The sequence below is a fragment of the Paraburkholderia acidiphila genome, from assembly GCF_009789655.1.
GTDB lineage: Bacteria > Pseudomonadota > Gammaproteobacteria > Burkholderiales > Burkholderiaceae > Paraburkholderia > Paraburkholderia acidiphila.
This window is the reverse complement of the sequence record NZ_CP046912.1, coordinates 26,131-47,500: the sequence shown is the minus strand read 5'-3', so window position 1 is coordinate 47,500 and position 21,370 is coordinate 26,131. Positions and strand designations below refer to the sequence as shown.

The window sequence follows — 21,370 nt, the reverse complement described above, 5'->3', positions numbered from 1 at the left end:
CACCTATTTTTGTGTTGACACGCGCAGCGCATCGCACGCCGCGCGTGGCCAACCCATCAAGGAGACGCCCGTGGCCGACCAGGAGACTCAAGCTTACGCGCCGCATCACGCGGACTACCGCCTCATAGGCGGCGCAGGCGAACGCGCGCGCGCAGCGGGCCTCGTCAACGCGGACTGGTACCGGTGCGCCGTGCCGCGCCCCGTGATGAAGCAGCTGATGCAGCGCAGCGACGCGCGAGCCATCCGCGACACCGCGATCTGGTATGCGGCGATCATCGCGAGCGGCGTGCTCGCCGGATTCCTCTGGCACGCGCATTCATGGTGGGCGCTGCCCGCGTTCCTGCTGTACGGCACGCTCTATTGCAGCCCCGCCGATTCGCGCTGGCACGAATCGGGTCACGGCACCGCGTTCAAAACACGCTGGATGAACGACGTCCTGTATCAGATCGCGTCATTCCAGGTGTTTCGTTGCGCAACGATCTGGCGATGGAGCCACGCGCGCCATCACACCGACACGCTCGTGGTGGGCCGCGATCCCGAGATCGCCGCGCCCCGCCCCACCGACTGGCTTTCGCTCGCGCTGAATATCTTCGCGCTCAAGCACGTATCGCGTGAACTGCCGCGCATGATCCGCGCGGCGAGCGGACACCTGGGCGCCGAAGAGCAAAGCTTCGTGCCCGCCTCCGAATGGCCCAAGGCCATTCGCGAAGCACGGCTGAGCCTGCTCGTGTACGCAATCGTGATTGGCGCGTGCATTGGCTTTCGCACGATTCTGCCGCTGCTGTATATCGGCCTGCCGAGCCTCTACGGCGCGTGGCTCTATCTCTACTTCGGCCTCACGCAGCATGCGGGCATGCCCGAGAACGTGCTCGACCACCGGCGCAACTGCCGCACCGTGATGATGAATCCCGTGTTCCGCTTTCTCTACTGGAACATGAATTATCACGTCGAGCACCACATGTTTCCGATGATTCCTTTTCACGCCCTGCCGCGCCTGCACGAAGTCGTGAAGACGGATATGCCGCCGCCCTATCGCAGCAGCCTGGCCGCCTACGCGGAAATCATTCCCGCGCTCGTGCGACAAACACGCGATCCCTCATATCACGTAGCGCGCCCGGTTCCGGGCCACGCCGAAGCCTGACAACCGGTTGCCAGCGCAACCATCCATAAAGACCGGAGACACCCCATGACCCAATGGATCGACGCAGCCGCACTCGACGATATCGAAAACGAAGACGTCATGCGCTTCGACCATGGCGGACGCACCTTTGCGATCTACCGCGTGGAAGACGAGGTCTACGCAAGCGATGGGCTCTGTACGCACGAACACGTCCACCTGAGCGACGGCCTTGTCATGGGCCATGTGATCGAATGTCCGAAGCACAATGGCCGCTTCGACGTGCGCGACGGCAAACCGCTTTGCGCACCGGTATGCGAAAAGCTCGCGACGTATCCGGCGAAGGTCGAAGGCGGACGGATTTACATTGAAGTGTGATGCATCGAAACACGGCACAAAGGAAGCGAAAAAAACGCGCAAACGTTAGCGCACCACTCGCCGATCGTTACGGTGTATTAAACAAGCGAACTTGAGCGCTTACTCGGGCCCATGTAACGAGAATGACATAAATAGCCATTAGCGTGCTGATTCTCCATATTAATCGGAATGGATAGTCATGCACCCCGCGCTCGCGCAGTTTCGTCGTCCGGGACTTCCCGCAGGCCCGCGCAGCGCCGGAGAACTGGCTCTGGAAGCACCGGCCATCGACGCATCGGATTCGAACTCGCTCGTCATGGAGATTTTCTATTCGCGGCGCGACATGGCCAGTCTCGCGGTGATCGAAAACGATCGCCCTATCGGCCTCATCAACCGCGATATCTTCCTGTCGCAGATGAGCAAGCCGTTTCATCGCGAGCTATACGACAAGAAGAGTTGCATCGCGTTCATGGACAAGGAGCCATTGATCGTCGATGTGGACATGAGCATCGAGGCGCTCACGTTCAAAACCGTCGAAGTCGGCGAAAAGGCCCTGGTGGACGGCTTCATCGTGACGCGCGAAGGTCGCTTCGTCGGCGTGGGCAATGGCTTGCGCCTGCTCTCCGTCGTGGCGGAAATGCAGGCCGAAAAGAATCGTCAGATCATGCAGAGCATCGAGTATGCGAGCGTGATCCAGCAAGCCATGCTGCGCGCCTCGCGCGAAACGCTCGCCACCATGCTGCCCGACGCCGCGCTCGTCTGGGAGCCGCGCGACGTAGTGGGTGGCGACTTCTACCATTTCGCGGCGTTCGCCGACGGCTGGTTCGGCGCCGTGGCCGATTGCACGGGCCACGGCGTGCCCGGCGCATTCATGACCTTGCTCGCTTCGGCATCGCTTTCGCAGGCGCTCGAGCAAATTGGGCCGCGCAACCCCTCGGCGCTGCTGGCAGCCGTCAATCGCAATGTGAAGGGGCTGCTCGGGCAAATCAACGGCGCGGGCGACGCCCCCCAGTCCAATGACGGCCTGGACGCCGCCTTCTTCTGGTACGACGCCGCCAGCCAGGTGCTGCATTTCGCCGGTGCGCGGGTCGCACTGCACGTGCTGCGTGCGGACGCCGCCGAATTCGAAAGCATTGCCGGCGACCGCATGGGCGTGGGCTACGTGGACAGCCTCGCCGACTACACCTGGACCCAGCACGCGGTAGCCGTGCCACAAGGCAGTCTGCTGTTCGTTTCCACGGACGGCCTGACCGACCAGATTGGCGGCCCGCGCAACATCGCCTTCGGAAAGCGCCGGACGCTCGAGCGGATTCTCACTGAGCGCGAACACGCTGCTTCTTTCATCTGCGCACGCCTGCTCGAAACCTTCGCCGAATGGCAAGGCTCGCAGGCGCGCCGCGACGACGTCACGCTTTTCTTCGCACGAGTTTGAGGTAGTTCACCAATATGTCCGCAATTCTGGATCAAAACTGCTGCTTCTTTGAAATCGCACAGAAGCGCAATTTGCTCTTCTATCACAAAGGGTATTTCTCGCACAGCATCGTCGCGGCAATGAGCGAGGTCGTGAAACTGCAACTGGAAGTGGCGGGACTGAGCACGTCCACGCGCAGAAGGATCTTTTCGTCGTTCATCGAGCTTTCGCACAATATCGTGCACTACTCGTGCGACGCGCTTCCCGAAGATCAAGGCCGCGGCGGTGCGATTCGCGAAGGCGCGATGTGCATTTCCGCCGAAGGCGAGCGCCACCTCATGGTGTGCGTGAATCCCATCGCCACGGCAGCCGTGGACGATTTGCGCGAGAAGCTGGAGCCGCTGCGCAACATGTCGATCGAAGAGATCAAGCAGGCCTACAAAATGTCATTGCGCGCCGAAACGCCTGCCGACAGCAAAGGCGCAGGACTGGGTTTTCTGACGATGGCGCGCGACGCCAGTGCGCCGCTCGAATTCGCGTTTCATCCACGCGAAGACGACACGGGCACCACACTGTTTTGCCTCAAGACCATCATCTGACCAGGGCACGCGTACAAAATGGATAACCTTTTTATCGCCGCCACGGCAACGTCGCCGGAAATCGACTTCCGTTTCGACGAAAACCTGCTGTCACTGCGAGGCGAGTCGTATCCCGAGCATGCGGCCGCGTTCTATACGCCGATCATCGAGCGGCTCAACCTGTGGCTCAAAGGTTGCGAAAACGCCGTGATCACGGTCGAGGTGACCCTCACCTACTTCAACAGTTCGAGCACGAAAATGCTGTTCAGCGTGTTCGACGCGCTGGATCGCGCCGCGGCGGCGGGCAACCCGGTGCAGGTGAACTGGTATCGCGACGAAGAAGACGAAACGATCCTCGAATTCGGCGAGGAACTGCAAACCGACTTCACGGCAATCAAGTTCAATGATTGCCCGGTTGCGACTTGAGGATGCTTTGAGGACGACGCGCGTGGAAACGACTGCCTTGCGGGACACACTGAAGGATCACTACCTTGACCTGTTCCGCAGCGAAAGCGAAGCACTGGAGCGGGCCCGGGCGATTGCCGGGGCTCCGGAGTCGCACGCGCAGAGTCATCGCGAGGCGCTCGTCGAACTGATCCACCACTACGAACGCCTGATGCGCGAAACGCGCCGCCTGATCGGGCGCAGCGATCGCGCCGAACGCGAAATGCAGGCGCTCACGCAGCAACTGCACTATCGCGCGACACACGACGCGCTGACCGGCGTATTGAATCGCAGCGCCGTGATCGAACGCACGGTCAAGGCGCTGCGCGCAAACCGGGCCGTGATGATCCTGCTCGACATCGACGACTTCAAGAAGGTCAACGACGACTTTGGTCATCCGGCCGGCGACAGCGTGATCTCGGGCATCGTGAACTGCCTGCGGCGCATTCTCGGCGAGACCGGCATTATCGGCCGCGTGGGCGGCGAGGAATTCACGGTCGTGTTGCCGGGCTTCGACATTGCGGATGCCCTGCAACTCGCCGAGCGCATGCGCGCGGCCATTGCGAGTCACGCGTTCCCCGCGCCGGTGTGCCGTCCCATCACGGCAAGCTTCGGCGTAAGCGACAATGCGGCCGGCACCGATTTCGACACCGCATACGGACTCGCGGATTCCGCGCTGTACACCGCCAAGCGCGGCGGCCGGAACTGCGTGACGTTCGAAGGACACATCGCCTCGGCAGGTTGAAAGCCACGGTCTGGCGGCTTTGCGGCCATTGCCGCGCAACGCGCGTTTTTTCTGAACGCCACACTACAATAGTGCGGAGAAAATCGCGACGCGTATGAAGAATGCTGGTCACGACATCGCGCGTCAGTAAAGTAAAACAGCGAGGCGATCGATGACAGCGAAGCAGCCGGCGCGCCTGGCATTGCCCGGGCAAGTCGTACTCGTGTTGCAGGGTGGCGGTGCGTTGGGCGCCTATCAACTCGGCGTCTATGAGGCGATGCACAAAGCCGGCATCCGGGTGGACTGGGTGATCGGCACTTCCATTGGCGCGATCAACGCGGCGTTGATCGCCGGAAACGCGCCAGAGCGCCGCTTCGAGCGGCTGGAGGAATTCTGGCATCGCGTCACCGACCGCACGCGCCTCGACGTGGCAGCGTGGCCTGGTTTGACGCCTGGCTGGGACAAGACGTTTGCAAAACTGATGATCATCGGCGGCGGCATCGCGGGCTTCTTTCAGCCCAACCCGGCGTCGTGGTTCGGGCCCCTCGCGCGCCTGGGCGTCGATCGCGCGTCCTACTACAAGATCGCGCCGCTGCGCGACACGCTCGCTTCCCTCGTCGACTTCGAACGGCTCAACGCGGGGCACCCGCGCCTCACCGTGGGCGCGGTGAACGCGCGCACGGGCGCGATGCACTATTTCGATTCGCGCGATCAGCACTTGAATGTCGAGCACATCATGAGCTCGGGCGCGCTGCCGCCCGCGTTCCCGGCGGTGCGTATCGACGGCGAGCCGTACTGGGACGGCGGCATCTATTCGAACACGCCGGTCGAGGTCGTGCTCGACGACAAACCGCGCAACAGTTCGGTCATCTTCTCGGTGCAGGTGTGGAATCCGGCGGGCCCGGAACCGGAAAGCATCTGGCAGATCGCGGAGCGGCAAAAAGACATTCAGTACGCGAGCCGCACGGAAAGCCATATCGCGCGCCAGCAGCAGATTCACCGCTTGCGTCATGTGATCCGCGAACTGGCGAAGCGCGTGCCCGAGGCCGAGCGCGACACCGCCGACGTTCGGCAGTTAGCGGCGTGGGGCTGCGAAACGACCATGCGGCTCATCAAGCTCGCGGCGCCGCGGCTCGATGGCGACGACCAGTTGAAGGACATCGACTTCACGCCAGCCGGCATCGCCGCGCGCCGGCGCGCGGGCTACGAAGCCGCCATGCGCGCGATCGAAGCGAGACCCTGGGAAGCGCCGATGGATCCGATAGAAGGCCTAAGCGTCTACAGTGCCGACGAAGAATAAAAGAAAGCGATAGGCCATGAAGGCCCTATCGCCCCACTCGAACCGCAGTGGAAAAAAGCCGGCGGGTGGAGCCGCCGGCCGAGCAGATCGATTCCATCGTTCAATGCACGGCTGCGGCGAGCAGCGATTTGAGTTTGGTCGCGCTGTCGGCAAGACGCTCGGGGTCGACGCGTATGCGGCGTGCGATCAGTTCCTGCGCCACGCGCACGTCACGGGCGATCTCGCCCGTTTGCCCCACGCCGCTCGCGCCCACCAGCCAGCCTGCTTCGTCGAACGCGAAAAAGACCTTCGACGCCGCGCCCGTTGCACGCACGGCCTGGGTCGAGCCGAACGCGGGCAGGCCCGCGATCTGGATCGTCATATCGTATTGATCGGACCAGAACCACGGCACGGCGCTGTACACCTCGTCGCGGCCGAGCATGTTGAGCGCCGCCACGCGCGCCTGATCTTCCGCGTTGCGCCAGCACTCGAGACGAATGCGACGTCGGTACAGCGGATGCACGAACGAGCACACGTCGCCCGCTGCGTAGATATGCGGGTCGCTAGTACGCAGCATGGGATCGACGGCAATGCCGTTATCGATCGAGAGACCCGCTTCCTGCGCCAGCGCCACGCGCGGCGCCACGCCAACGCCAACCACGGCCGCGTCGCAAGGCACGACGGAGCCATCGCCGAGCACAATGCCTTTGACGCGCCCTTCGCCCTCGAAGCGCTGCACCTGCACGTTAAAGCGTACGTCGACGCCTCGCTCGCAATGCAGGTCTACGAGGCATTGCGCCACCTCCGCGGGCACTGCGCGCATCAACGCACGCGGCGCGGCTTCGAATACCACGACTTCGCAACCGCGCTGTCTGGCCGATGCTGCGACTTCGAGCCCGATGAAGCCCGCGCCAATCACCGCAATGCGCCGTCCGGGCCCGAGTTCGCCCGCGATGGCGAGCGCGTCGCCGGCATTGCGCAACACGTGCACGCCCGCGAGGTCCGCGCCGGGCACGCTCATGCGGCGAGGCTCGGCCCCGGTCGCGATCAGCAAGCGATAGTAGGAAAGCGTTTCGCCATTCGAGAGCGTGACTGCGCGTGCGGCGCAATCGATCTTACTCGCGGCGCAACCGCTGCGCAGATCGACACGCTGCTCGCGATAAAACGCCTCACGGTGTATTGCGCCCTGCTCCGGCGTGCGCTCGCCCACCAGCACCGCCTTCGAAAGCGGCGGCCGCTCGTACGGGTGTGCGGCTTCGTCGCCGATCAGCGTAATCGCGCCCTCCCAGCCGCCTTCGCGCAACACCTGCACGGCGCGCGCGCCGCACTGGCCGCCGCCGATCACCACCATCGCATCGCCCGCACTCATGCCGACTCCTTGCGCGCTCAACGATACTGCCCGGCGAGCGCAGACACCTGCTGAATATTCTGCGGCGTGATGAAACCCGGCCCGGAACTGATATTGCGCGCCTCGTACACGGGCTTGAGTCCATAGTCCTTCAGGCGCTGCTGGAATTTCGGATTCTGCTCGAGCACAGTGCGCGCCTGCAGCACATCGTTGTTGTGGTTCTGATGCATGATCGCCAGCAGGGCAACCGGAATGTAACCCTGCAAATACGGCTGCTGATCGGTGCAGAACTTGATCGTGCCGTCCTTGATGCCCTTCGCGACATCCGTGTCGATATCGAAGGTCGCAAACCAGATCTTGCCCGCAAGGCCGAGACTCTTCACCGCGCGTATCGTCGGGTCGGCCGAAGTCGGACCGAGCGTGAGCACGGCCTGTGTGTTCGGGTGGTTGCGCAGATACGCGCTCACCTTCGATTCTATGCCCGTAGGATCCGTACCCGCATCGAGCACCGAGGTTTTCATATTCGCGCCGATAGCGTCGGCAAAGCCGCGGCAGCGCTCGAACGAGAGCGGGTTCGTCGCGTAATGGTTTACGCACAGGAACGTCTTCACGCCGTCCGCCTTCGCGCGCAGCCCCGCGTCCTTGCCCGCGAGATATTCGGGCTGGCCCACGTGCATGAGCGCGCCAAGTTCGGCGCTCTGCTGCTCCGTGCCCGTATTCGCCGTGATAAAGGGAATGTTCTTCGACTTCAGGCGCGACACCGCGCCTTTGAGCAGATCGAAATCCGCAATGGTCGTGATCACGCCATCATAGTTGCGCGCTGCCGCCTGATTCACAAGCTGCACCATGTCGGCAATATCGCCGTTGGGCGGATTGCGGTAGTCGGTCTGAACATTGAAGTCTTGATCGGCCTGCTTGATGCCGTTCTTCACGGTGTTCCACCATGCATCCGAGTCGGGCGCGTGCGAAATGAAGTCGAAATGCGCGACGGGGTCCGCGTGCACCGCAGGGCTCAGCGCGAGGGCGAATACCGTAGCCGCCAGCGGCAACACCTTCAGGAAAGGAACATTCACAGTTGTCTCCTAAGTTACATCGTTATCGTGGTGATTAAACGATTCGCATGTCGAATTATTCTGCGGCGAGCCCGAGATAGAGCGTGCCGCCCTCCACCTTCACCGGATGCGTTGCAAGATTCACGCAAACGGGCGCGCCCTTGGCCGCGCCTGAAGGAATGTGGAAGCGCCCCATATGCATCGGACACTCGATGATGTCGCCGAACACGAGACCTTGCGCAAGGCGCGCCGTTTCGTGCGTGCACACCCCGGCGGAAGCGTAGTAACCCGTGGGCGTGTGATAGATCGCGTACAGCTGGCCTTCGTGCTCGAATTCCATCACGTCCTCTTCTTCGAGTTCGTCGCTCGCGCACACCTCGTGCCATTGAAGAATGTTCATGGTCGTCTCCTCCATCTTCATCTTTCGAGAAATCGGCGGGCAGCCGAAGCTTTATTGCGCATCGGCGGCAAAGGCCTTTGATGCGGCGTCCTCGCGCATCGCGCCTGCGCCTGCCGTCTTGCCGGGCACCTGTGGCGTGATCATGTAGTCGCGGTCGTGACGTTGCATGCGCAATACGTGCACGATCTCGGCCCACGCGTCGAACAAGCCGTCATAAGCGGGCGGCAAGTCAGCCTCGATCGCTTTGCGCAATTTGGGCAGCGCATGAAACGGCACGTTGGGGAACATATGGTGTTCGACGTGATAGTTCATGTTCCAGTACAGGAACTGCAGCACGGGATTCAGGCGCAGTGTGCGGGTGGAAAAGCGGTGATCGAGTTCGTTTTCGCGCAGGCCGGTGTGCTGCGTAATGGCCAGCAGTTCGTGCAGCCAGGCGCCGTACGCACGAGGCAGAAGCAGGAACACCACCGGCAGCCAGCTATGCGCCACGAAAGCCCACACGCCAACGCCCACGTAGAGCGCGAGCATCACCCGCGAATTGCGGCGCATCGCCCGATATTCGACCACCGGCACAACGGCCTTCGCGCTTCTCGTGACGATGCCGAGGCTGTGCAGCACGATGTTGCCGAGATGATGAATGCCATGCGAAATGCGCAGGAAATCGGTGGCGAGCTTCAGGTAATTGGGCGGCCGCTTGACGGCGATTTCGGCGTCGGCGGGCACCGTGGCCGTGAGATGCGTATAGGTGTGATGTTGCGCATGCGACCAGCGGCTATAGATCTGCTCGCGCCAGGTCATGAAGCAGATGACCCAGTGCACAGTCTCGTTGAGCCACTCGCTCCTGAATGGCGTGCGATGACGCAACTCGTGTTCCATCGCCTCGGCGAACGCGTAGATCGTGCCGTAGAGCAGGAAGGCCGGAATGCACCAGAGCGTGCCCAAGGAAAACCAGGCGAGCGCGCCGGTGGCGAGCACGAGCGCCATGAAGCCGCCGAAATACATCAAGGCGACCCGGTCGTTGCGCCGCGTGACTTCCTTGAGCACCTTGCGGTCGAGCGGACAACGATACCAGTCGTCCATCGTGATGACCTGCGGCGAGCCTTGCTGTGCGGACATGAATCGAACTCCCGTGCATGACGTTGAATGCGGATGAGCGGTCTTGAATTCGCTCCTCCTTGAGGCGAATTACAGGCTCTAAATGAGCCATCGTCAAAGACTAAAATGACTCATTCTGAGCACTAAAGGGTTTTCACCTAAAAAATCAGCGGATGAAAACGTTCTCCACGTGGAGATAAAATTCAAATATCCATATCCGATGACTCATTTTGAGGCAAAATGCGTTCGTACTCACCCGCTGCGGAAATCCCATGAAAAGCCGCCCCACGCTGAAGCAGTTAATGGAGCTCACGCAACTGAGCCGCGCGACCATCGACCGGGCGCTCAACGACCGGCCCGGCGTGCACCCGCGCACGCGCAGCGCTGTGGAAGCGGCACTCAGGCAACTGGGCGCGAGTGACGAACGGGCGTTGTCCGTGGCCTCGCGTGGCGCGTCCAATGCACTGCGCGTGCGACTGCTCCTGCAGGCCGGCGACGCGTTCACCGCGGAACTCACGCGTACGGCAGCGAGCCTCGAAGCCGAGTTCGCCGCCGCGGGCGTCGCGCTCGACGTGGTCAATTGCGTGGGCGCCAGCGACGAAGACGTCGCGTTGCGCGTGCACGAGGCAGAGCCAGGGGCAGACGCCATCGGCATCATCTGCACGAACACGCCGCCCATTACGTCGGCGCTGCGCGAATGCATGGCGAGGGGGCTCGGCGTGGTGACGCTCATCACCGACGTCGACGCCGACGCGCGCCATACCTACGTCGGTGTGAACAACCGCGCCGCGGGACAGTCGGCGGCGTTCCTCGTTGGCCGTCACCTGGAGGGGCGGCCCTCGCCCTCCGTAGCCGTTGTGGTCGCAACGTTCTCGTACACCTGTCACGAAGACCGCGAGATCGGCTTTCGCTCGCTACTGCGCCAGCGCTTTCCCCACGTGAACGTCGTCGAGGTGATCAAGGGCGCCGATTCGGGCGCGGCGACCTACGAGGCCACGCGGCGCTGCATGGAAATGCACGGCGCGCTCGACGGCATCTACAACGTCGCGGGCGGCAACGAGGGACTCGCGGCGGCGCTGCGCGAACGCGGGCTCGCGGGCCGCACGCTCTATGTCACGCATGAAGTGAACGCCGTGACGGAGCCGCTGCTGCGCGCGGACGTCATCGACTATCTGCTCTCGCAGGATTTGCGCTTGCTGCTGCGCACAGCCGTCGAGCAGATGCGCCAGGCGGTGGCAGGCGGCACGCCCCCTGCGCAGGCGCTCGTGCCGATCGAAACGTATTCGCGCTATTCGCTGCCCTGAAGGGGCCGCACCGCGGACACTGCGCCGCCTGTTGCATGTCTTGCCCGTTTACGATACTTTATGCTCGTTTTTGCTCGATTAATCCAGCGAGCAAACGAACGAACGGGAGCCAAAACCCATGCAACGAACACGCCAGGCGGCCATTGAAAGCCTGCTGCCCGACGAGCGCGAGCGCCTGATCCTCGAAAAGCTGCGCGCCGAGGGCCGCGTGCTGGCCGCCGAACTCGCCGCGCAGCTCGACACCTCGGAGCACACGATCCGGCGCCATTTGCGCGATCTGGCCGAGGCTGGTCACTGCAAGCGCGTGTACGGCGGGGCGCTGCTCACGTCGCCCTCCAACAAGCCCGCCTCCGTGCGCATGCGCGAGCAACTGCCGGCCAAGGCGCGCCTCGCGCGCGCCGCCGCAGCGCTCGTCAAGCCCAACCAGGTGATTCTGCTCGACGCGGGCTCGACCAACGTCGAGATCGCGGCGGCGCTGCCCGACAATGCGGGCCTCACGGTGATCACGACTTCGCCGCAGGCCGCCGTGCGCGTGCTCGAGCGGCCAGGCATCGAAGTCATCATGATCGGCGGGCGCGTGAGCGCGCAGGCCGCGGGCGCACTCGGGGCGACGGCGCTCGTGCAAATTCAGCAAATCAAGGCCGATCTCTGCTTTCTCGGCGCGTGCGCACTCGACCCTCTGGAAGGCATTGCCGCATTCGATGCTGAGGATGCCGAAATGAAGCGCGCCATGGTCGCGGCAAGCGGCCAGATCGCGGCGGCGGTCACTACCGAAAAGCTGATGACGTCGGCGCCGTTCGTCATCGCGCCCTGCGCTTCGCTCGACTATCTGGTCGTCGATGCCGACGTGCCGAAACTCCATCTGAAGCAGCTAAAAGCCGCCTGTGGCGACGTGACGGTGGCGCGATGAGACCGCTACGCGAACGCTACGCCACCACGGCCGTCTTTCTGGCGAACGGCTTCGGCATTGGCGCGTGGGCCGTCGAGGTGCCGCGCGTGAAGGACAAACTGCTCCTTGGCGACTCGCTGCTGGGCGTCGCGCTCTTCGCCTTCGCGCTGGGCGCCATCGTCGCCATGCCGCTTGCGGGGCGGCTCGCACCGAAGTTCGGCAGCGGCCGTGCCACCGCCCTGCTCGGCGTGCTGTTCGCCGCCGCGTTTCCACTGCCTGCGCTCGCGCCCAATGCGCCGCTACTGTGCGCCGCGTTGCTGCTGCTAGGCGGGCTCAACGGCGCGCTCGATGTGTCGATGAACGGCCATGCCAGCGCGATCGAGAAAGTGTGGCACGCCCCGATCATGTCGTCGTTCCATGCTGCCTGGAGCGCAGGCGGTCTTGCGGGCGCGGCCGTTGGCACGGTGCTGCAGAAGGCAGGCTTCGGTGTGCTAAGCGGTCTCGCGCTGCCCGCCATTCCCATCGCTGCTCTGATCATCGGTGCGGCCCTGTTCTCGCTGCGCGATGTGGGCACGCGCCCAGAGGCCGCATCGGGCAGCGGCTTCGCGTTGCCGCACGGGAGCGTGGTAAAACTCGCCGCGCTTGCGTTCCTCTGCATGGTGACCGAAGGCGCCATCGCCGACTGGAGTGCCGTGTACCTGCGTACTGTCTTGCCGGCTCACGCAGATAGCGCGGGCATTGGCTATACGGCGTTCGCGTTCGCCATGGCGGCGTGCCGCGTGGTGGGCGATGCGTTCGTGCGGCGCCTCGGCGCGGTGCGCGTGGTCGCGCTGGGCGGCCTGCTTTCGGCTGCGGGCCTCGCGGCTGTGCTCGCCGCGCCTGCACTCGCTACGGCGGTCGTGGGGTTCATCTGCGTCGGCATCGGGCTTGCCAATGTGGTGCCGGTGATTTTCAGCGCGGCCGGGCGCACGACCGATCCGCCCGTGACGGGCGTTTCGATGGCGGCTACCGCTGGCTACGCGGGCTTTCTCGTGGGGCCGCCGATCATCGGCTTTGGCGCGGGGCTCGTGGGCTTGCAACTCGCGCTTGGCGTGCTGGTGCTCGCCACGCTCGCGGTGTGCTTTGCGGGCAGCCGTGCGGTTCGCGATGTGGATGCGTCGCGCGGCGAATCGGCAACGCAAGCGCAGGCGAGCAAAAATGCGCGTGACGCGGATCGGATCGAGGCGGAGTGACGTGCGCCTTCCTCAAGATATCGAATATCAGCACAAGATCCGGATATTCCCACCGAACCGCGCTACGTAGACTCGATCCCGAAGCTCAAACCACCGCATCCGGCCCACGCCGGATCGATCTTCGGGACCTCTACGATGGGCATCACGCCGGGAAACGCCACCCCACAGCGCGTCGTCGTCAATCTCTCGCATGCGAGCCTCGCGGCGCAATTCAGCGAGCAGATGGCCATTGCGGTCATCCCCATTGTCGCCGTGGTGGCGCTAGGCGCGAGCGCGCAGCAAAGCGCCTCGCTGCAGGCCATCAATACGTTGCCGTTCCTGCTGCTCTCGCTGCCTGCCGGTCTGGTTGCCGATCGCAGCAGGCGCAAGCCGCTTATGATCGCCACCGAACTGCTGCGCGCCGCCGCCCTCTTCGTGCTGTTCGCGTTGTTCCATGCGCGCGCGCTTTCTCTCTACACGCTCGGCACATTGGGCTTCGCCATCGCAACCGGCACCGTGGTATTCAGCGTGGCCGCGCCCTCGCTCGTCGCCACGATGGTCGAAACGGGCGACCTGCTCACCGCCAACCGGCGGCTCGAAATCGCGCGCAGCATCGCCTATACGGCGGGGCCTTCCGTGGGCGGCATGTTTGCGGGCTGGGCGTCTGGCGTGTTCGCGTTTCTCGCGGCGTTCGTCCTGTCGCTCGCCAGCGCATGGTTTCTCGCACGCCTGCCCACCGAGGCGCCGCGCCCGCGTTCGCGTCGCGCGCTCGCACGCGAGCTCTTCGACGGCGTGCAGTTCATCGCGCGCAGCACGCATCTGCGGCCGATCGTGGCGACGGCCTTCGTCTTCAATACTTCGTGGTATCTGTTGCTCGCCGTGTTCGCCTGGTACGCAATACACCGGCTCGCGTTCGCGCCATCGGCCGTGGGCGGCGCGCTCGGCGTGTATGGCTTCGGCATGGTGGGCGGCGCGTTTCTGTATAAGAGCATTGCAAAGCGCCTCGCCTTCGGACGGCAAATTCTGCTCGGCCCGCTAAGCGCCGCGCTTGCCTCGCTGCTCATGGCGAGCAGCGCGTTCACGCATTCGCGCGCCACCGTGTTTCTGGCTTTCTTTCTGTTTGGATTCGGGCCGATCGTCTGGACCATCTCGACCACGGCGTTGCGCCAGGTCGTCACGCCGCGCGATCTGATCGCGCGCGTCTCGTCGGTCATCATGATGGCGACGTTCGGTGCGCGCCCGCTCGGCGCCTTGCTTGGCGCGTTCCTGAGCACGCGCCTTGGCATCACCAGTTGCCTTGTGGGCGCCGCGTGCGGATTCGTCGTGCAGCTCGCGATCATCGCATTCTCTGCGCCCGCGCGGCTGCGCTCGATCGAAGGTCTCGATGAAGCGCGAGGCCACACGCGCGAAGCGAAGGAAATAACCTTCGCGACTGAGAACCACCAACAATAAGGCGGCCGAGGCCGCCCCTATTGCTTACTCGTTCGAACCGTCGAAGTCCACCACTTCGACCCAGTTCGCGCCCTTGCCCACCGGGTACTTGCCAAGCTCCTTCAGCGCGCCGCTCTTCGTCTCGATACGGTAAGCGCTCAGCGTGGGCGACAGTTGGCCCACGGCTAGGAGGTACTGTCCCGAAGGATCGATATTGAAGCCGCGCGGCTGCTTTTCCGTGGCGTACGTGCCGATGCGCGTGAGCTTGCCCGTTTCCTTGTTCACGCGATACGCGCCCAGTGTGCTCGACGTGCGCTCTGAGATATACAGATGGCGGCCATCGGGCGTGAGGTGCACATCGGCGCCCCACGGCTTGTCGCCGGAGAAGCCGGTGGGCAGGATCGAGATCGTCTGGATCGGCTTGACCGTGTTGTTCGCCGCGTTGAAGGCGAGCACGTGCAGCTTGCCGTCGAGTTCATCGATCAGATAGACGAAGCGCTGGTCCGGCGAAAACTGGAAGTGGCGCGGGCCGGAGTCCTTCGGCAGCGAGTAGGCGGGTTTCGCGTCTTCAGTGAGCGCGCCCGTGGAGGCGTCGAACTTCAGACGCAACCATGCGTCGGCGCCGAGCACGGAAGCGAACGCATAACGGTTGTCCGGCGAGGTGCGGATGATATGCGCCATCGGGCCCGTCTTCACGGTTTGCAGCACGTCGCCGGCCACGCCGTTTTCGGCGATGCGGTTCACCGCCAGCAAGTTGCCGCCGTACGACGCGGAAAGCAGATAGCGCCCCGTGCCGTCCGTGGAAACATAGGCCATGCTCTCCGCGAGCGGCGCGCGGCCGAGTTCGACGAGGTGGCCATCGAGCGGATTCACAGCGAAGCTCACCACGCGATACGGCTTCGAGCGCAGCGCCGCATACAGGCGATGATGATCGGGCGAGAACGCCATCGGCATGACCGTGCCGCCCACCGGCACGGTTTCGACCGCGGCCAGCGCGCCGCTTTGCGCATCGAGGCGGAACACCGAAATGTCCTGGCTATCGGCGTTCGACACGTACACGTAGCTGGCCGCGTGCACGGCCATCGACGCCGCGAGCCCGAAAACGGCACCCGCCACGCCGCGCAACTTTGCGTTCTTCTTCATCGACTTTGTTCCAGTTTGTTAGTTCTATTGATCAGGTTTGCACTCAACTGCCTTCACGCGTGCGCGCCAACGCGAAACACCGAAACCGCTTCCTTCATCGATTGCGCCTGGTGCTCCAGCGCGCTCGCCGCGGCGGCCGCCTGCTCCACGAGCGCGGCGTTCTGCTGCGTGACCTGATCCATCTGGCTCACGGCCATGCCGACCTGCTGAATGCCCGTGCTCTGCTCGGCGGTGGCCGTGGTGATCTCGGCCATGATGGTGGCCACGTTGCGCACCGAGTTCACGATCTCGTTCATCGTCTCGCCTGCCTGCGCGACGAGCGCGTTGCCGTTGCGCACGTCCTCCATCGAGGCGCCGATCAGTTCCTTGATCTCGCGCGCGGCGCCCGCGCTGCGTTGCGCGAGCGTTCGCACCTCGCCCGCGACCACGGCGAAGCCGCGCCCCTGCTCGCCCGCGCGCGCCGATTCCACGGCGGCGTTGAGCGCGAGAATATTGGTCTGGAACGCGATGCTGTCGATCAAGCCGGTGATCTCGGCGATCTTCTGCGAACTGGCGCTGATGTCCTGCATCGTCTGCACGGCGCGCCCCACCACGTCGCCGCCGCGCTGCGCGAGATCGGCCGCGCCGGTGGCGAGCGTGCTGGCCTCGGATGCGTTCGAGGAGTTCTGCTTCACGGTGGAGGTGAGTTCCTCCATGCTCGCAGCGGTTTCTTCGAGCGAGGCGGATTGTTCTTCCGTACGGCTCGACAGATCGAGATTACCCGCCGCGATTTCGCGCGCGGCCGTGTGGATCGCGTCGCAACTATCGCGCACGCCGGCCACGGTGCGCGAGAGCCCTGCCTGCATCCGGCGCATGGCCGCGAACAGCAGGCCAATTTCGTTGCGGCCCGCTTCGGGCACGCGCACCGTGAGATCGTTCGACGCGATGCGGTCGAGCACCGCGGCAGCTTCGGCCAGCGGGCGCGACACGATGCGCTGCAAGGCGAAATGCGTCACGACGACGAGCGCCAGCGCGATCGCCACGCCCATGCCCACGAGACTCACGATCCATGTGTAGCGCGCGTTGCCGTCGTCGAGCGTTGCCTCGGCGAGTGCGTTGGCGAGCTTCTGGAACTTCTCCACGTTCACGGAATAGGCTGCGCCCGCGGCGGTGATGTCGGTGTCGTTGACCGCCACATAAGCCGCCGTGTCGCCGTTGCGCAGCGCGTCGGTGGCGCGCGTGAGCGTATTGGAGAGCTGCGCTGCGGAGTCGAGCAATTGACGCTTGAGGTCCGCGTCCATGCCGTCGAACGCCGGGGCGTTGGCGAAGGCCTGCGTCTCGCTCGCCGAAAGCTCGAAGCTGTGGGCCGCGCTGGTCAGCGCAGAGTCGCGCGTGGCCGTGTCGTTGCGTTCCTTGAGCGCGCTATAGCCGCGCACGAGCGCCGAGCGCGTGCGCGTGGTGTCCTTGTAGGCGTCGTTGACCAGAATGGTCTGGCGCGCGATTTCGTGCAGGCGTTGTGCGCTCGCGTTCGACTCCCGCAGCGAGAACACGCCCGCGAAGCCGCCGATCAGGATCATCACGCCAAAGATCACCAGCACTGCAAGGAGGCTGGCTCGTACCGTCGTGTTGCGCATGTTGCTTCAATCCCCGGTTTGCATGGTGTTCTTCTTTACGGCTGAAACGCCGGAGTCTTGAGGGTACGCTCGCCATGTTGTCCAACAACTTGGCCGCATCATCCCACAGTCACGCGGTTATCCTGAAATTCGAGTAAACCCTGAGGTCGACCCAGGAGGCGCACGGTTTGGTTGCCTCGGCTTTCCGCGCGTTGTACGATTGGCTCTGACAACCAGCCTTGATGTCAAACAACTTGCTGACAACAAGCTGAACAGGCAGCGGAACAGGTCCGCAGACGGAACGCGCTTGATGCGAGTCAGGCGCGTTCCTGCGTAAGTAGATGCGGCGCGCACGAGGCGCGCCGTCGGGAGACAGCAGATACAGACCGCTTGTTGCACAAGCGAGCCCGTATCTCGCGCACGATAGAGGTCGATCCACATGTCGTTGAGCCGCACCGCCACGCAGTCCGATGTCGCGAAGCGCACCAAAGCGCGCTATCTGATCCTCTCGCTGATCTTCATCATCACCACGCTCAACTACGCGGACCGCGCCACGCTCTCGGTCACGGGTTCGGCCATGCGCACCGAGTTCGGTCTCGACGCCATCCACATGGGCTACATCTTCTCGGCGTTCAGCTGGGCCTATGTGCTCGCGCAGGTGCCCGCCGGCTGGGTGCTCGACCGCTTCGGCGCGCGCCGCGTGTACGCGGGCAGCATCTTCCTGTGGTCGCTCTTCACGCTGCTGCAAAGCTCGATTGGTCTGCTCGGCAGCGCAGGCGCCGCCATCGCGGGCCTCTTCGCCCTGCGCTTCGCGATGGGCGCGGCCGAAGCGCCCGCGTTCCCCGCCAACGCGAAAGTGGTGGCGAGCTGGTTCCCGGCGAAGGAGCGCGGCACGGCTTCGGCCATCTTCAACTCGGCGCAGTATTTCGCGGCCGTGGTGTTCACGCCGCTCATGGCGTGGCTCACGCACGCGTATGGCTGGCATCACGTGTATATCGTGATGGGTTTGGGCGGCCTCGTGCTCGCCTTCGCGTGGATCCGGTTCATGAAGAACCCGGCCGATCACCCGGGCGTGAATCAGCTGGAACTCGAATACATCGAGGCGGGCGGCGGCATCGTGAACGGGCATCAACGCACGGCGCGCGCTGAACGCAAGGCACGCAAGGGCGCGAACTGGGCGGTCATCCGCCAGCTGCTCGGCAACCGCATGCTGCTGGGCGTCTATCTCGCGCAGTACTGCATCAACGTGCTCACGTACTTCTTCCTCACGTGGTTCCCGATCTACCTCGTGCAGGCGCGCCACATGACGATCCTGAAGGCCGGGCTCGTCGCTTCGCTGCCCGCCATCTGCGGGTTCCTCGGCGGCGTGCTGGGCGGCGTCGCTTCGGATGCGCTGATCCGCTCGGGCCGCTCGCTCACCGTGGCGCGCAAGGTGCCGATCGTCGGCGGCATGATGCTCTCGTGCTGCATCATCGGCTGCAACTACGTGAACAGCGACGGGATCGTGGTCGCGCTGATGTCGCTCGCGTTCTTCGGCAAGGGGCTGGGCGCGCTCGGCTGGGCCGTGATCGCCGACACCGCGCCGCGCGAAGCCATTGGCCTTTCGGGCTCGATCTTCAACATGTTCGGCAATGTGGCCGGCATCGTCACGCCGATCGTGATCGGCTATGTGCTGGCCGAGACCGGTTCGTTCAACGGCGCGCTGGCCTTTGTCGGCGTCAACGCGCTCGTCACGGTGATCAGCTATCTCGTGATCGTGAAGGACATCAAACGCGTGGAGTTGAAGGCCGCCTGAAGCGGCGGCGCGTTATGACGGCTCGTGGGCCCGCCGCGCCAGCGCGCGGGCCGCGACAATGGCGGCCGCGAAGCCCGAAGCCGCGCCCACCAGCAAGGCCCAGCGCGGCCCCCAGTGGTCGGCGATCCATCCCACGATCGGCGCACCGATGGGCGTGCCGCCCAGCGCCACGGCGAGGCGGATCGCCAGCACGCGCCCGCGCATGCCGGGCTCCGTGGAAAGCTGCATGAGGCTGTTGGTTTCGGTCGTGAACGTGAGCGCCGCGATGCCGATCATCACGAGCGCGCCGCCGAACCACCAGTAGCCGGGCGCAACGGACGCCAGCACGCACCCCACCCCGAACGCCGCCGCCGCGAACAGCAGCGAGACGAACCGCGGATGGCTGCGCCCCGCGCCGAAGAAGGCGCCGCTCATGGTGCCCACCGCCATCAGGGAAGAAAGGAGTCCGTAGCGTCCCGCATCGGCGTGGAAGACGTTCACGGCCATCGTCGAGATGAAGATCGGAAAGTTCAGCCCGAACGTGCCGATCAGGAACAGCATGACAAGAATAGCCCGCAGGTCGGGGCGCGCCCACACGTAGCGGAATCCCGCGGCTATGCCGCCCTTCGCGGGCTGCTTGCGCGTAGCCGATCGCAGCTCGCCCACGCGCAGACGCGTCAGCGAAATCAGCACGGCGACGAACGAAAGACCGTTGAGCAGGAAGGCCCAGCCCACGCCCACCGAAGCAATCACGAGCCCCGCCACCGCCGGCCCGATCATGCGCGCGGCGTTGAACGAGGTGGAATTGAGTGCGACGGCGTTGGAGAGATCGGCGTCGCCCACCAGCTCCGAGACGAAGGTTTGCCGCACCGGCGAATCGAATGCCGTCGTGCAGCCGAACAGGAACGCGAACACATACACCTGCCACAGCTGCACGAGCCCCGTGACCGTGAGCACGCCCAGTGCAATGGCAAGCGCGCCGAGCAGCGCCTGCGTGAGCATCAGCAGCTTGCGCTGATCGAAGTGGTCGGCGGCGAAGCCCGACCACGGCATGAACAGCATCTGCGGGCCGAACTGCAAGCCCATCACGATGCCCACCGCCGCCGCGCTGTGATGCGTGAGGCCGGTGAGCACGAGCCAGTCTTGCGCCGTGCGCTGCATCCACGTGCCGACGTTCGAGACGAGCGCGCCCGCCGACCACACGCGATAGTTGTAACTCTTGAGCGAACGGAAGAACCCCGAAGCAGGAGCGCCCATGTGACCGCCCCGCCTCAGTCGGCCACGAGCCGCTTGAGCAGTTCGACTGCGGCGGCCAGCTGCTGTTGTTCGGTGCCGGAAAGGCGCGTGTCTATCCTGCGCGAAAGCCAGTCCTGGCGCGCGGCCCGCCCCTCCTTGAGCCACTCGCGAAAGGCATGGGTGAGCGACCAGAGCGTTTGGCGACCGTCGTTGGGGTCCGGCGCGCCGCTGATATGGCCCGCCGCCTCGAGCGGCGCGATGAGCGTGCCCATCGACTGCGGGCGCATGCCCTCCGCGCGCGCGAGGCTCGACACCGTGGCCGGCCCCTCGCGTTCGAGCCTCAACAGCACAGCCATCTGCGACGGCGTGAATTCGCCGAGGATTGCCTGCTCGCGAAAGCGGCGGCGCAGTTGCCCGACCAGGGCACGCAGGTCGCCGGCAAGCGACGCGGCGAGGTCGGCAGGGGGAGTGTTGGCGCGATCGGTCATCCCCGCATTCTAGGAGATATGAAGGTAAACTGCAAAGCTAACCTTCACATCTCTGAGTCCTGGCTGCGGCGACATTCGTTCGGGAAGATCCTGGCGGGCAGGATGCGTTCTATCGCGCAGCAGTAATAATCCGTAAATTGGCTGTCGGGGCACGCCAGTCGCCGTACCGTAAAATCGGTCGCGCCCACTTGCCCCTTTTACAACGATGCTTCGCTCTTTCGAATCGACTGTGCGTCGTGGCGCACGCTGGCTGTTACGTGCCACTTGCGCACGCCGAACGCCGCCCGAGCGCGAACCCCTGCGTGCTGGCGATGCTTTCTCCCGTGCATCTCTCGTTACCGCGCAATGCGCCCCTGGGCGCATTCATCGGCATCCGAATTAATTGCGAATATTCGTTATGAAGAATTGAATCGCCACTGCGATAGAATCGGCGTCGGCCACGCATGCCGCATGAAAGTGGAGACGCTCAACCCTGTTGGAAATGTGAGGGAGAAACC

Annotated in this window: 20 protein-coding genes; 12 read left to right on the top strand and 8 right to left on the bottom strand. The window is 64.3% G+C overall.

The window, feature by feature from the left end; genetic code table 11:
• Positions 1 to 70: 70 nt before the first annotated feature.
• The 7 genes from FAZ97_RS30480 (at position 71) to FAZ97_RS30450 (ending at position 5,931) form a co-directional block, all read left to right on the top strand.
• Complete coding sequence (locus FAZ97_RS30480) at positions 71 to 1,141, top strand: fatty acid desaturase family protein (RefSeq protein WP_158762516.1); 1,071 nt, start codon at positions 71 to 73, stop codon at positions 1,139 to 1,141.
• Between the two features lie 45 nt (positions 1,142 to 1,186).
• A complete protein-coding gene (locus FAZ97_RS30475) occupies positions 1,187 to 1,495 on the top strand; it encodes a non-heme iron oxygenase ferredoxin subunit (protein WP_158762515.1) in 309 nt (102 codons plus the stop codon).
• A gap of 295 nt (positions 1,496 to 1,790) precedes the next feature.
• Positions 1,791 to 2,906, top strand: a complete 1,116-nt coding sequence (locus FAZ97_RS30470) for a SpoIIE family protein phosphatase (RefSeq protein WP_158763325.1) — start codon at positions 1,791 to 1,793, stop codon at positions 2,904 to 2,906.
• 14 nt (positions 2,907 to 2,920) lie between these two features.
• Positions 2,921 to 3,484 (top strand): SiaB family protein kinase, encoded by a 564-nt coding sequence (locus FAZ97_RS30465; protein WP_158762514.1) that lies wholly within the window; start codon positions 2,921 to 2,923, stop codon positions 3,482 to 3,484.
• An 18-nt stretch (positions 3,485 to 3,502) separates the two neighbouring features.
• Positions 3,503 to 3,889: a DUF1987 domain-containing protein gene (locus FAZ97_RS30460; protein WP_158762513.1), complete on the top strand. Its 387-nt coding sequence runs from the start codon at positions 3,503 to 3,505 to the stop codon at positions 3,887 to 3,889.
• Positions 3,890 to 3,911: 22 nt separating this feature from the next.
• Positions 3,912 to 4,652, top strand: a complete 741-nt coding sequence (locus tag FAZ97_RS30455; protein WP_233271978.1) for a GGDEF domain-containing protein — start codon at positions 3,912 to 3,914, stop codon at positions 4,650 to 4,652.
• A gap of 151 nt (positions 4,653 to 4,803) precedes the next feature.
• Positions 4,804 to 5,931, top strand: coding sequence for a patatin-like phospholipase family protein (locus FAZ97_RS30450; RefSeq protein ID WP_158762511.1), 1,128 nt, complete (start codon positions 4,804 to 4,806; stop codon positions 5,929 to 5,931).
• 100 nt (positions 5,932 to 6,031) lie between these two features.
• Here FAZ97_RS30450 and FAZ97_RS30445 read toward each other — a convergent pair whose 3' ends face one another.
• From FAZ97_RS30445 to FAZ97_RS30430, 4 genes are all read right to left on the bottom strand, one after another.
• Entirely contained in the window at positions 6,032 to 7,279 is a 1,248-nt protein-coding gene (locus tag FAZ97_RS30445; RefSeq protein WP_158762510.1) for an NAD(P)/FAD-dependent oxidoreductase, read from the bottom strand.
• Between the two features lie 17 nt (positions 7,280 to 7,296).
• The gene (locus tag FAZ97_RS30440) at positions 7,297 to 8,301 is read right to left on the bottom strand and encodes a sugar ABC transporter substrate-binding protein (protein WP_407671971.1); all 1,005 of its coding nucleotides are present in this window, start codon (positions 8,299 to 8,301) and stop codon (positions 7,297 to 7,299) included.
• Between the two features lie 85 nt (positions 8,302 to 8,386).
• Entirely contained in the window at positions 8,387 to 8,710 is a 324-nt protein-coding gene (locus tag FAZ97_RS30435) for a Rieske 2Fe-2S domain-containing protein (RefSeq protein WP_158762508.1), read from the bottom strand.
• A 51-nt stretch (positions 8,711 to 8,761) separates the two neighbouring features.
• Positions 8,762 to 9,826 carry a fatty acid desaturase gene (locus tag FAZ97_RS30430; RefSeq protein ID WP_158762507.1) on the bottom strand — a complete coding sequence of 355 codons (1,065 nt, stop codon included), beginning with the start codon at positions 9,824 to 9,826 and terminating at the stop codon, positions 8,762 to 8,764.
• 251 nt (positions 9,827 to 10,077) lie between these two features.
• Between FAZ97_RS30430 and FAZ97_RS30425 the strand changes: the two genes are divergently transcribed.
• The 4 genes from FAZ97_RS30425 to FAZ97_RS30410 all read left to right on the top strand — a co-directional run bounded on the left by FAZ97_RS30425 (position 10,078) and on the right by FAZ97_RS30410 (position 14,661).
• A complete protein-coding gene (locus tag FAZ97_RS30425; protein ID WP_158762506.1) occupies positions 10,078 to 11,109 on the top strand; it encodes a LacI family DNA-binding transcriptional regulator in 1,032 nt (343 codons plus the stop codon).
• Between the two features lie 118 nt (positions 11,110 to 11,227).
• Positions 11,228 to 12,019: a DeoR/GlpR family DNA-binding transcription regulator gene (locus FAZ97_RS30420; RefSeq protein WP_158762505.1), complete on the top strand. Its 792-nt coding sequence runs from the start codon at positions 11,228 to 11,230 to the stop codon at positions 12,017 to 12,019.
• On the top strand, positions 12,016 to 13,230 hold the full coding sequence (locus FAZ97_RS30415) for an MFS transporter (protein WP_233271977.1): 1,215 nt from the start codon (positions 12,016 to 12,018) through the stop codon (positions 13,228 to 13,230). The genes FAZ97_RS30420 and FAZ97_RS30415 overlap by 4 nt, the downstream gene beginning before the upstream one ends.
• 135 nt (positions 13,231 to 13,365) lie before the next feature.
• Positions 13,366 to 14,661, top strand: a complete 1,296-nt coding sequence (locus FAZ97_RS30410) for an MFS transporter (protein WP_158762504.1) — start codon at positions 13,366 to 13,368, stop codon at positions 14,659 to 14,661.
• Positions 14,662 to 14,685: 24 nt separating this feature from the next.
• On the opposite strand, the gene FAZ97_RS30405 is transcribed toward FAZ97_RS30410, so the two are convergent.
• Together FAZ97_RS30405 and FAZ97_RS30400 are read right to left on the bottom strand one after the other, a co-directional pair.
• Positions 14,686 to 15,783 (bottom strand): lactonase family protein, encoded by a 1,098-nt coding sequence (locus FAZ97_RS30405; protein WP_158762503.1) that lies wholly within the window; start codon positions 15,781 to 15,783, stop codon positions 14,686 to 14,688.
• A 53-nt stretch (positions 15,784 to 15,836) separates the two neighbouring features.
• Positions 15,837 to 17,396: a methyl-accepting chemotaxis protein gene (locus FAZ97_RS30400; protein ID WP_158762502.1), complete on the bottom strand. Its 1,560-nt coding sequence runs from the start codon at positions 17,394 to 17,396 to the stop codon at positions 15,837 to 15,839.
• A 418-nt stretch (positions 17,397 to 17,814) separates the two neighbouring features.
• Here FAZ97_RS30400 and FAZ97_RS30395 point away from each other — a divergent pair, with 418 nt between their 5' ends.
• On the top strand, positions 17,815 to 19,170 hold the full coding sequence (locus tag FAZ97_RS30395) for an MFS transporter (protein ID WP_158762501.1): 1,356 nt from the start codon (positions 17,815 to 17,817) through the stop codon (positions 19,168 to 19,170).
• A gap of 12 nt (positions 19,171 to 19,182) precedes the next feature.
• On the opposite strand, the gene FAZ97_RS30390 is transcribed toward FAZ97_RS30395, so the two are convergent.
• Together FAZ97_RS30390 and FAZ97_RS30385 are read right to left on the bottom strand one after the other, a co-directional pair.
• Complete coding sequence (locus FAZ97_RS30390; RefSeq protein ID WP_158762500.1) at positions 19,183 to 20,406, bottom strand: MFS transporter; 1,224 nt, start codon at positions 20,404 to 20,406, stop codon at positions 19,183 to 19,185.
• 14 nt (positions 20,407 to 20,420) lie between these two features.
• Positions 20,421 to 20,873 (bottom strand): MarR family winged helix-turn-helix transcriptional regulator, encoded by a 453-nt coding sequence (locus FAZ97_RS30385; RefSeq protein WP_158762499.1) that lies wholly within the window; start codon positions 20,871 to 20,873, stop codon positions 20,421 to 20,423.
• Between the last annotated feature and the right edge of the window lie 497 nt (positions 20,874 to 21,370).

Excerpts from the sequence above, each read along its gene's own strand:
- FAZ97_RS30475 (WP_158762515.1), top strand. The coding sequence starts at position 1,187 with ATGACCCAATGGATCGACGCAGCCGCACTCGACGATATCGAAAACGAA.
- FAZ97_RS30470 (WP_158763325.1), top strand. The coding sequence starts at position 1,791 with ATGGAGATTTTCTATTCGCGGCGCGACATGGCCAGTCTCGCGGTGATC.
- FAZ97_RS30465 (WP_158762514.1), top strand. The coding sequence starts at position 2,921 with ATGTCCGCAATTCTGGATCAAAACTGCTGCTTCTTTGAAATCGCACAG.
- FAZ97_RS30460 (WP_158762513.1), top strand. The coding sequence starts at position 3,503 with ATGGATAACCTTTTTATCGCCGCCACGGCAACGTCGCCGGAAATCGAC.
- FAZ97_RS30450 (WP_158762511.1), top strand. The coding sequence starts at position 4,804 with ATGACAGCGAAGCAGCCGGCGCGCCTGGCATTGCCCGGGCAAGTCGTA.
- FAZ97_RS30445 (WP_158762510.1), bottom strand. The coding sequence starts at position 7,279 with ATGAGTGCGGGCGATGCGATGGTGGTGATCGGCGGCGGCCAGTGCGGC.
- FAZ97_RS30435 (WP_158762508.1), bottom strand. The coding sequence starts at position 8,710 with ATGAACATTCTTCAATGGCACGAGGTGTGCGCGAGCGACGAACTCGAA.
- FAZ97_RS30430 (WP_158762507.1), bottom strand. The coding sequence starts at position 9,826 with ATGTCCGCACAGCAAGGCTCGCCGCAGGTCATCACGATGGACGACTGG.
- FAZ97_RS30425 (WP_158762506.1), top strand. The coding sequence starts at position 10,078 with ATGAAAAGCCGCCCCACGCTGAAGCAGTTAATGGAGCTCACGCAACTG.
- FAZ97_RS30420 (WP_158762505.1), top strand. The coding sequence starts at position 11,228 with ATGCAACGAACACGCCAGGCGGCCATTGAAAGCCTGCTGCCCGACGAG.
- FAZ97_RS30415 (WP_233271977.1), top strand. The coding sequence starts at position 12,016 with ATGAGACCGCTACGCGAACGCTACGCCACCACGGCCGTCTTTCTGGCG.
- FAZ97_RS30410 (WP_158762504.1), top strand. The coding sequence starts at position 13,366 with ATGGGCATCACGCCGGGAAACGCCACCCCACAGCGCGTCGTCGTCAAT.
- FAZ97_RS30405 (WP_158762503.1), bottom strand. The coding sequence starts at position 15,783 with ATGAAGAAGAACGCAAAGTTGCGCGGCGTGGCGGGTGCCGTTTTCGGG.
- FAZ97_RS30400 (WP_158762502.1), bottom strand. The coding sequence starts at position 17,396 with ATGCGCAACACGACGGTACGAGCCAGCCTCCTTGCAGTGCTGGTGATC.
- FAZ97_RS30395 (WP_158762501.1), top strand. The coding sequence starts at position 17,815 with ATGTCGTTGAGCCGCACCGCCACGCAGTCCGATGTCGCGAAGCGCACC.
- FAZ97_RS30390 (WP_158762500.1), bottom strand. The coding sequence starts at position 20,406 with ATGGGCGCTCCTGCTTCGGGGTTCTTCCGTTCGCTCAAGAGTTACAAC.
- FAZ97_RS30385 (WP_158762499.1), bottom strand. The coding sequence starts at position 20,873 with ATGACCGATCGCGCCAACACTCCCCCTGCCGACCTCGCCGCGTCGCTT.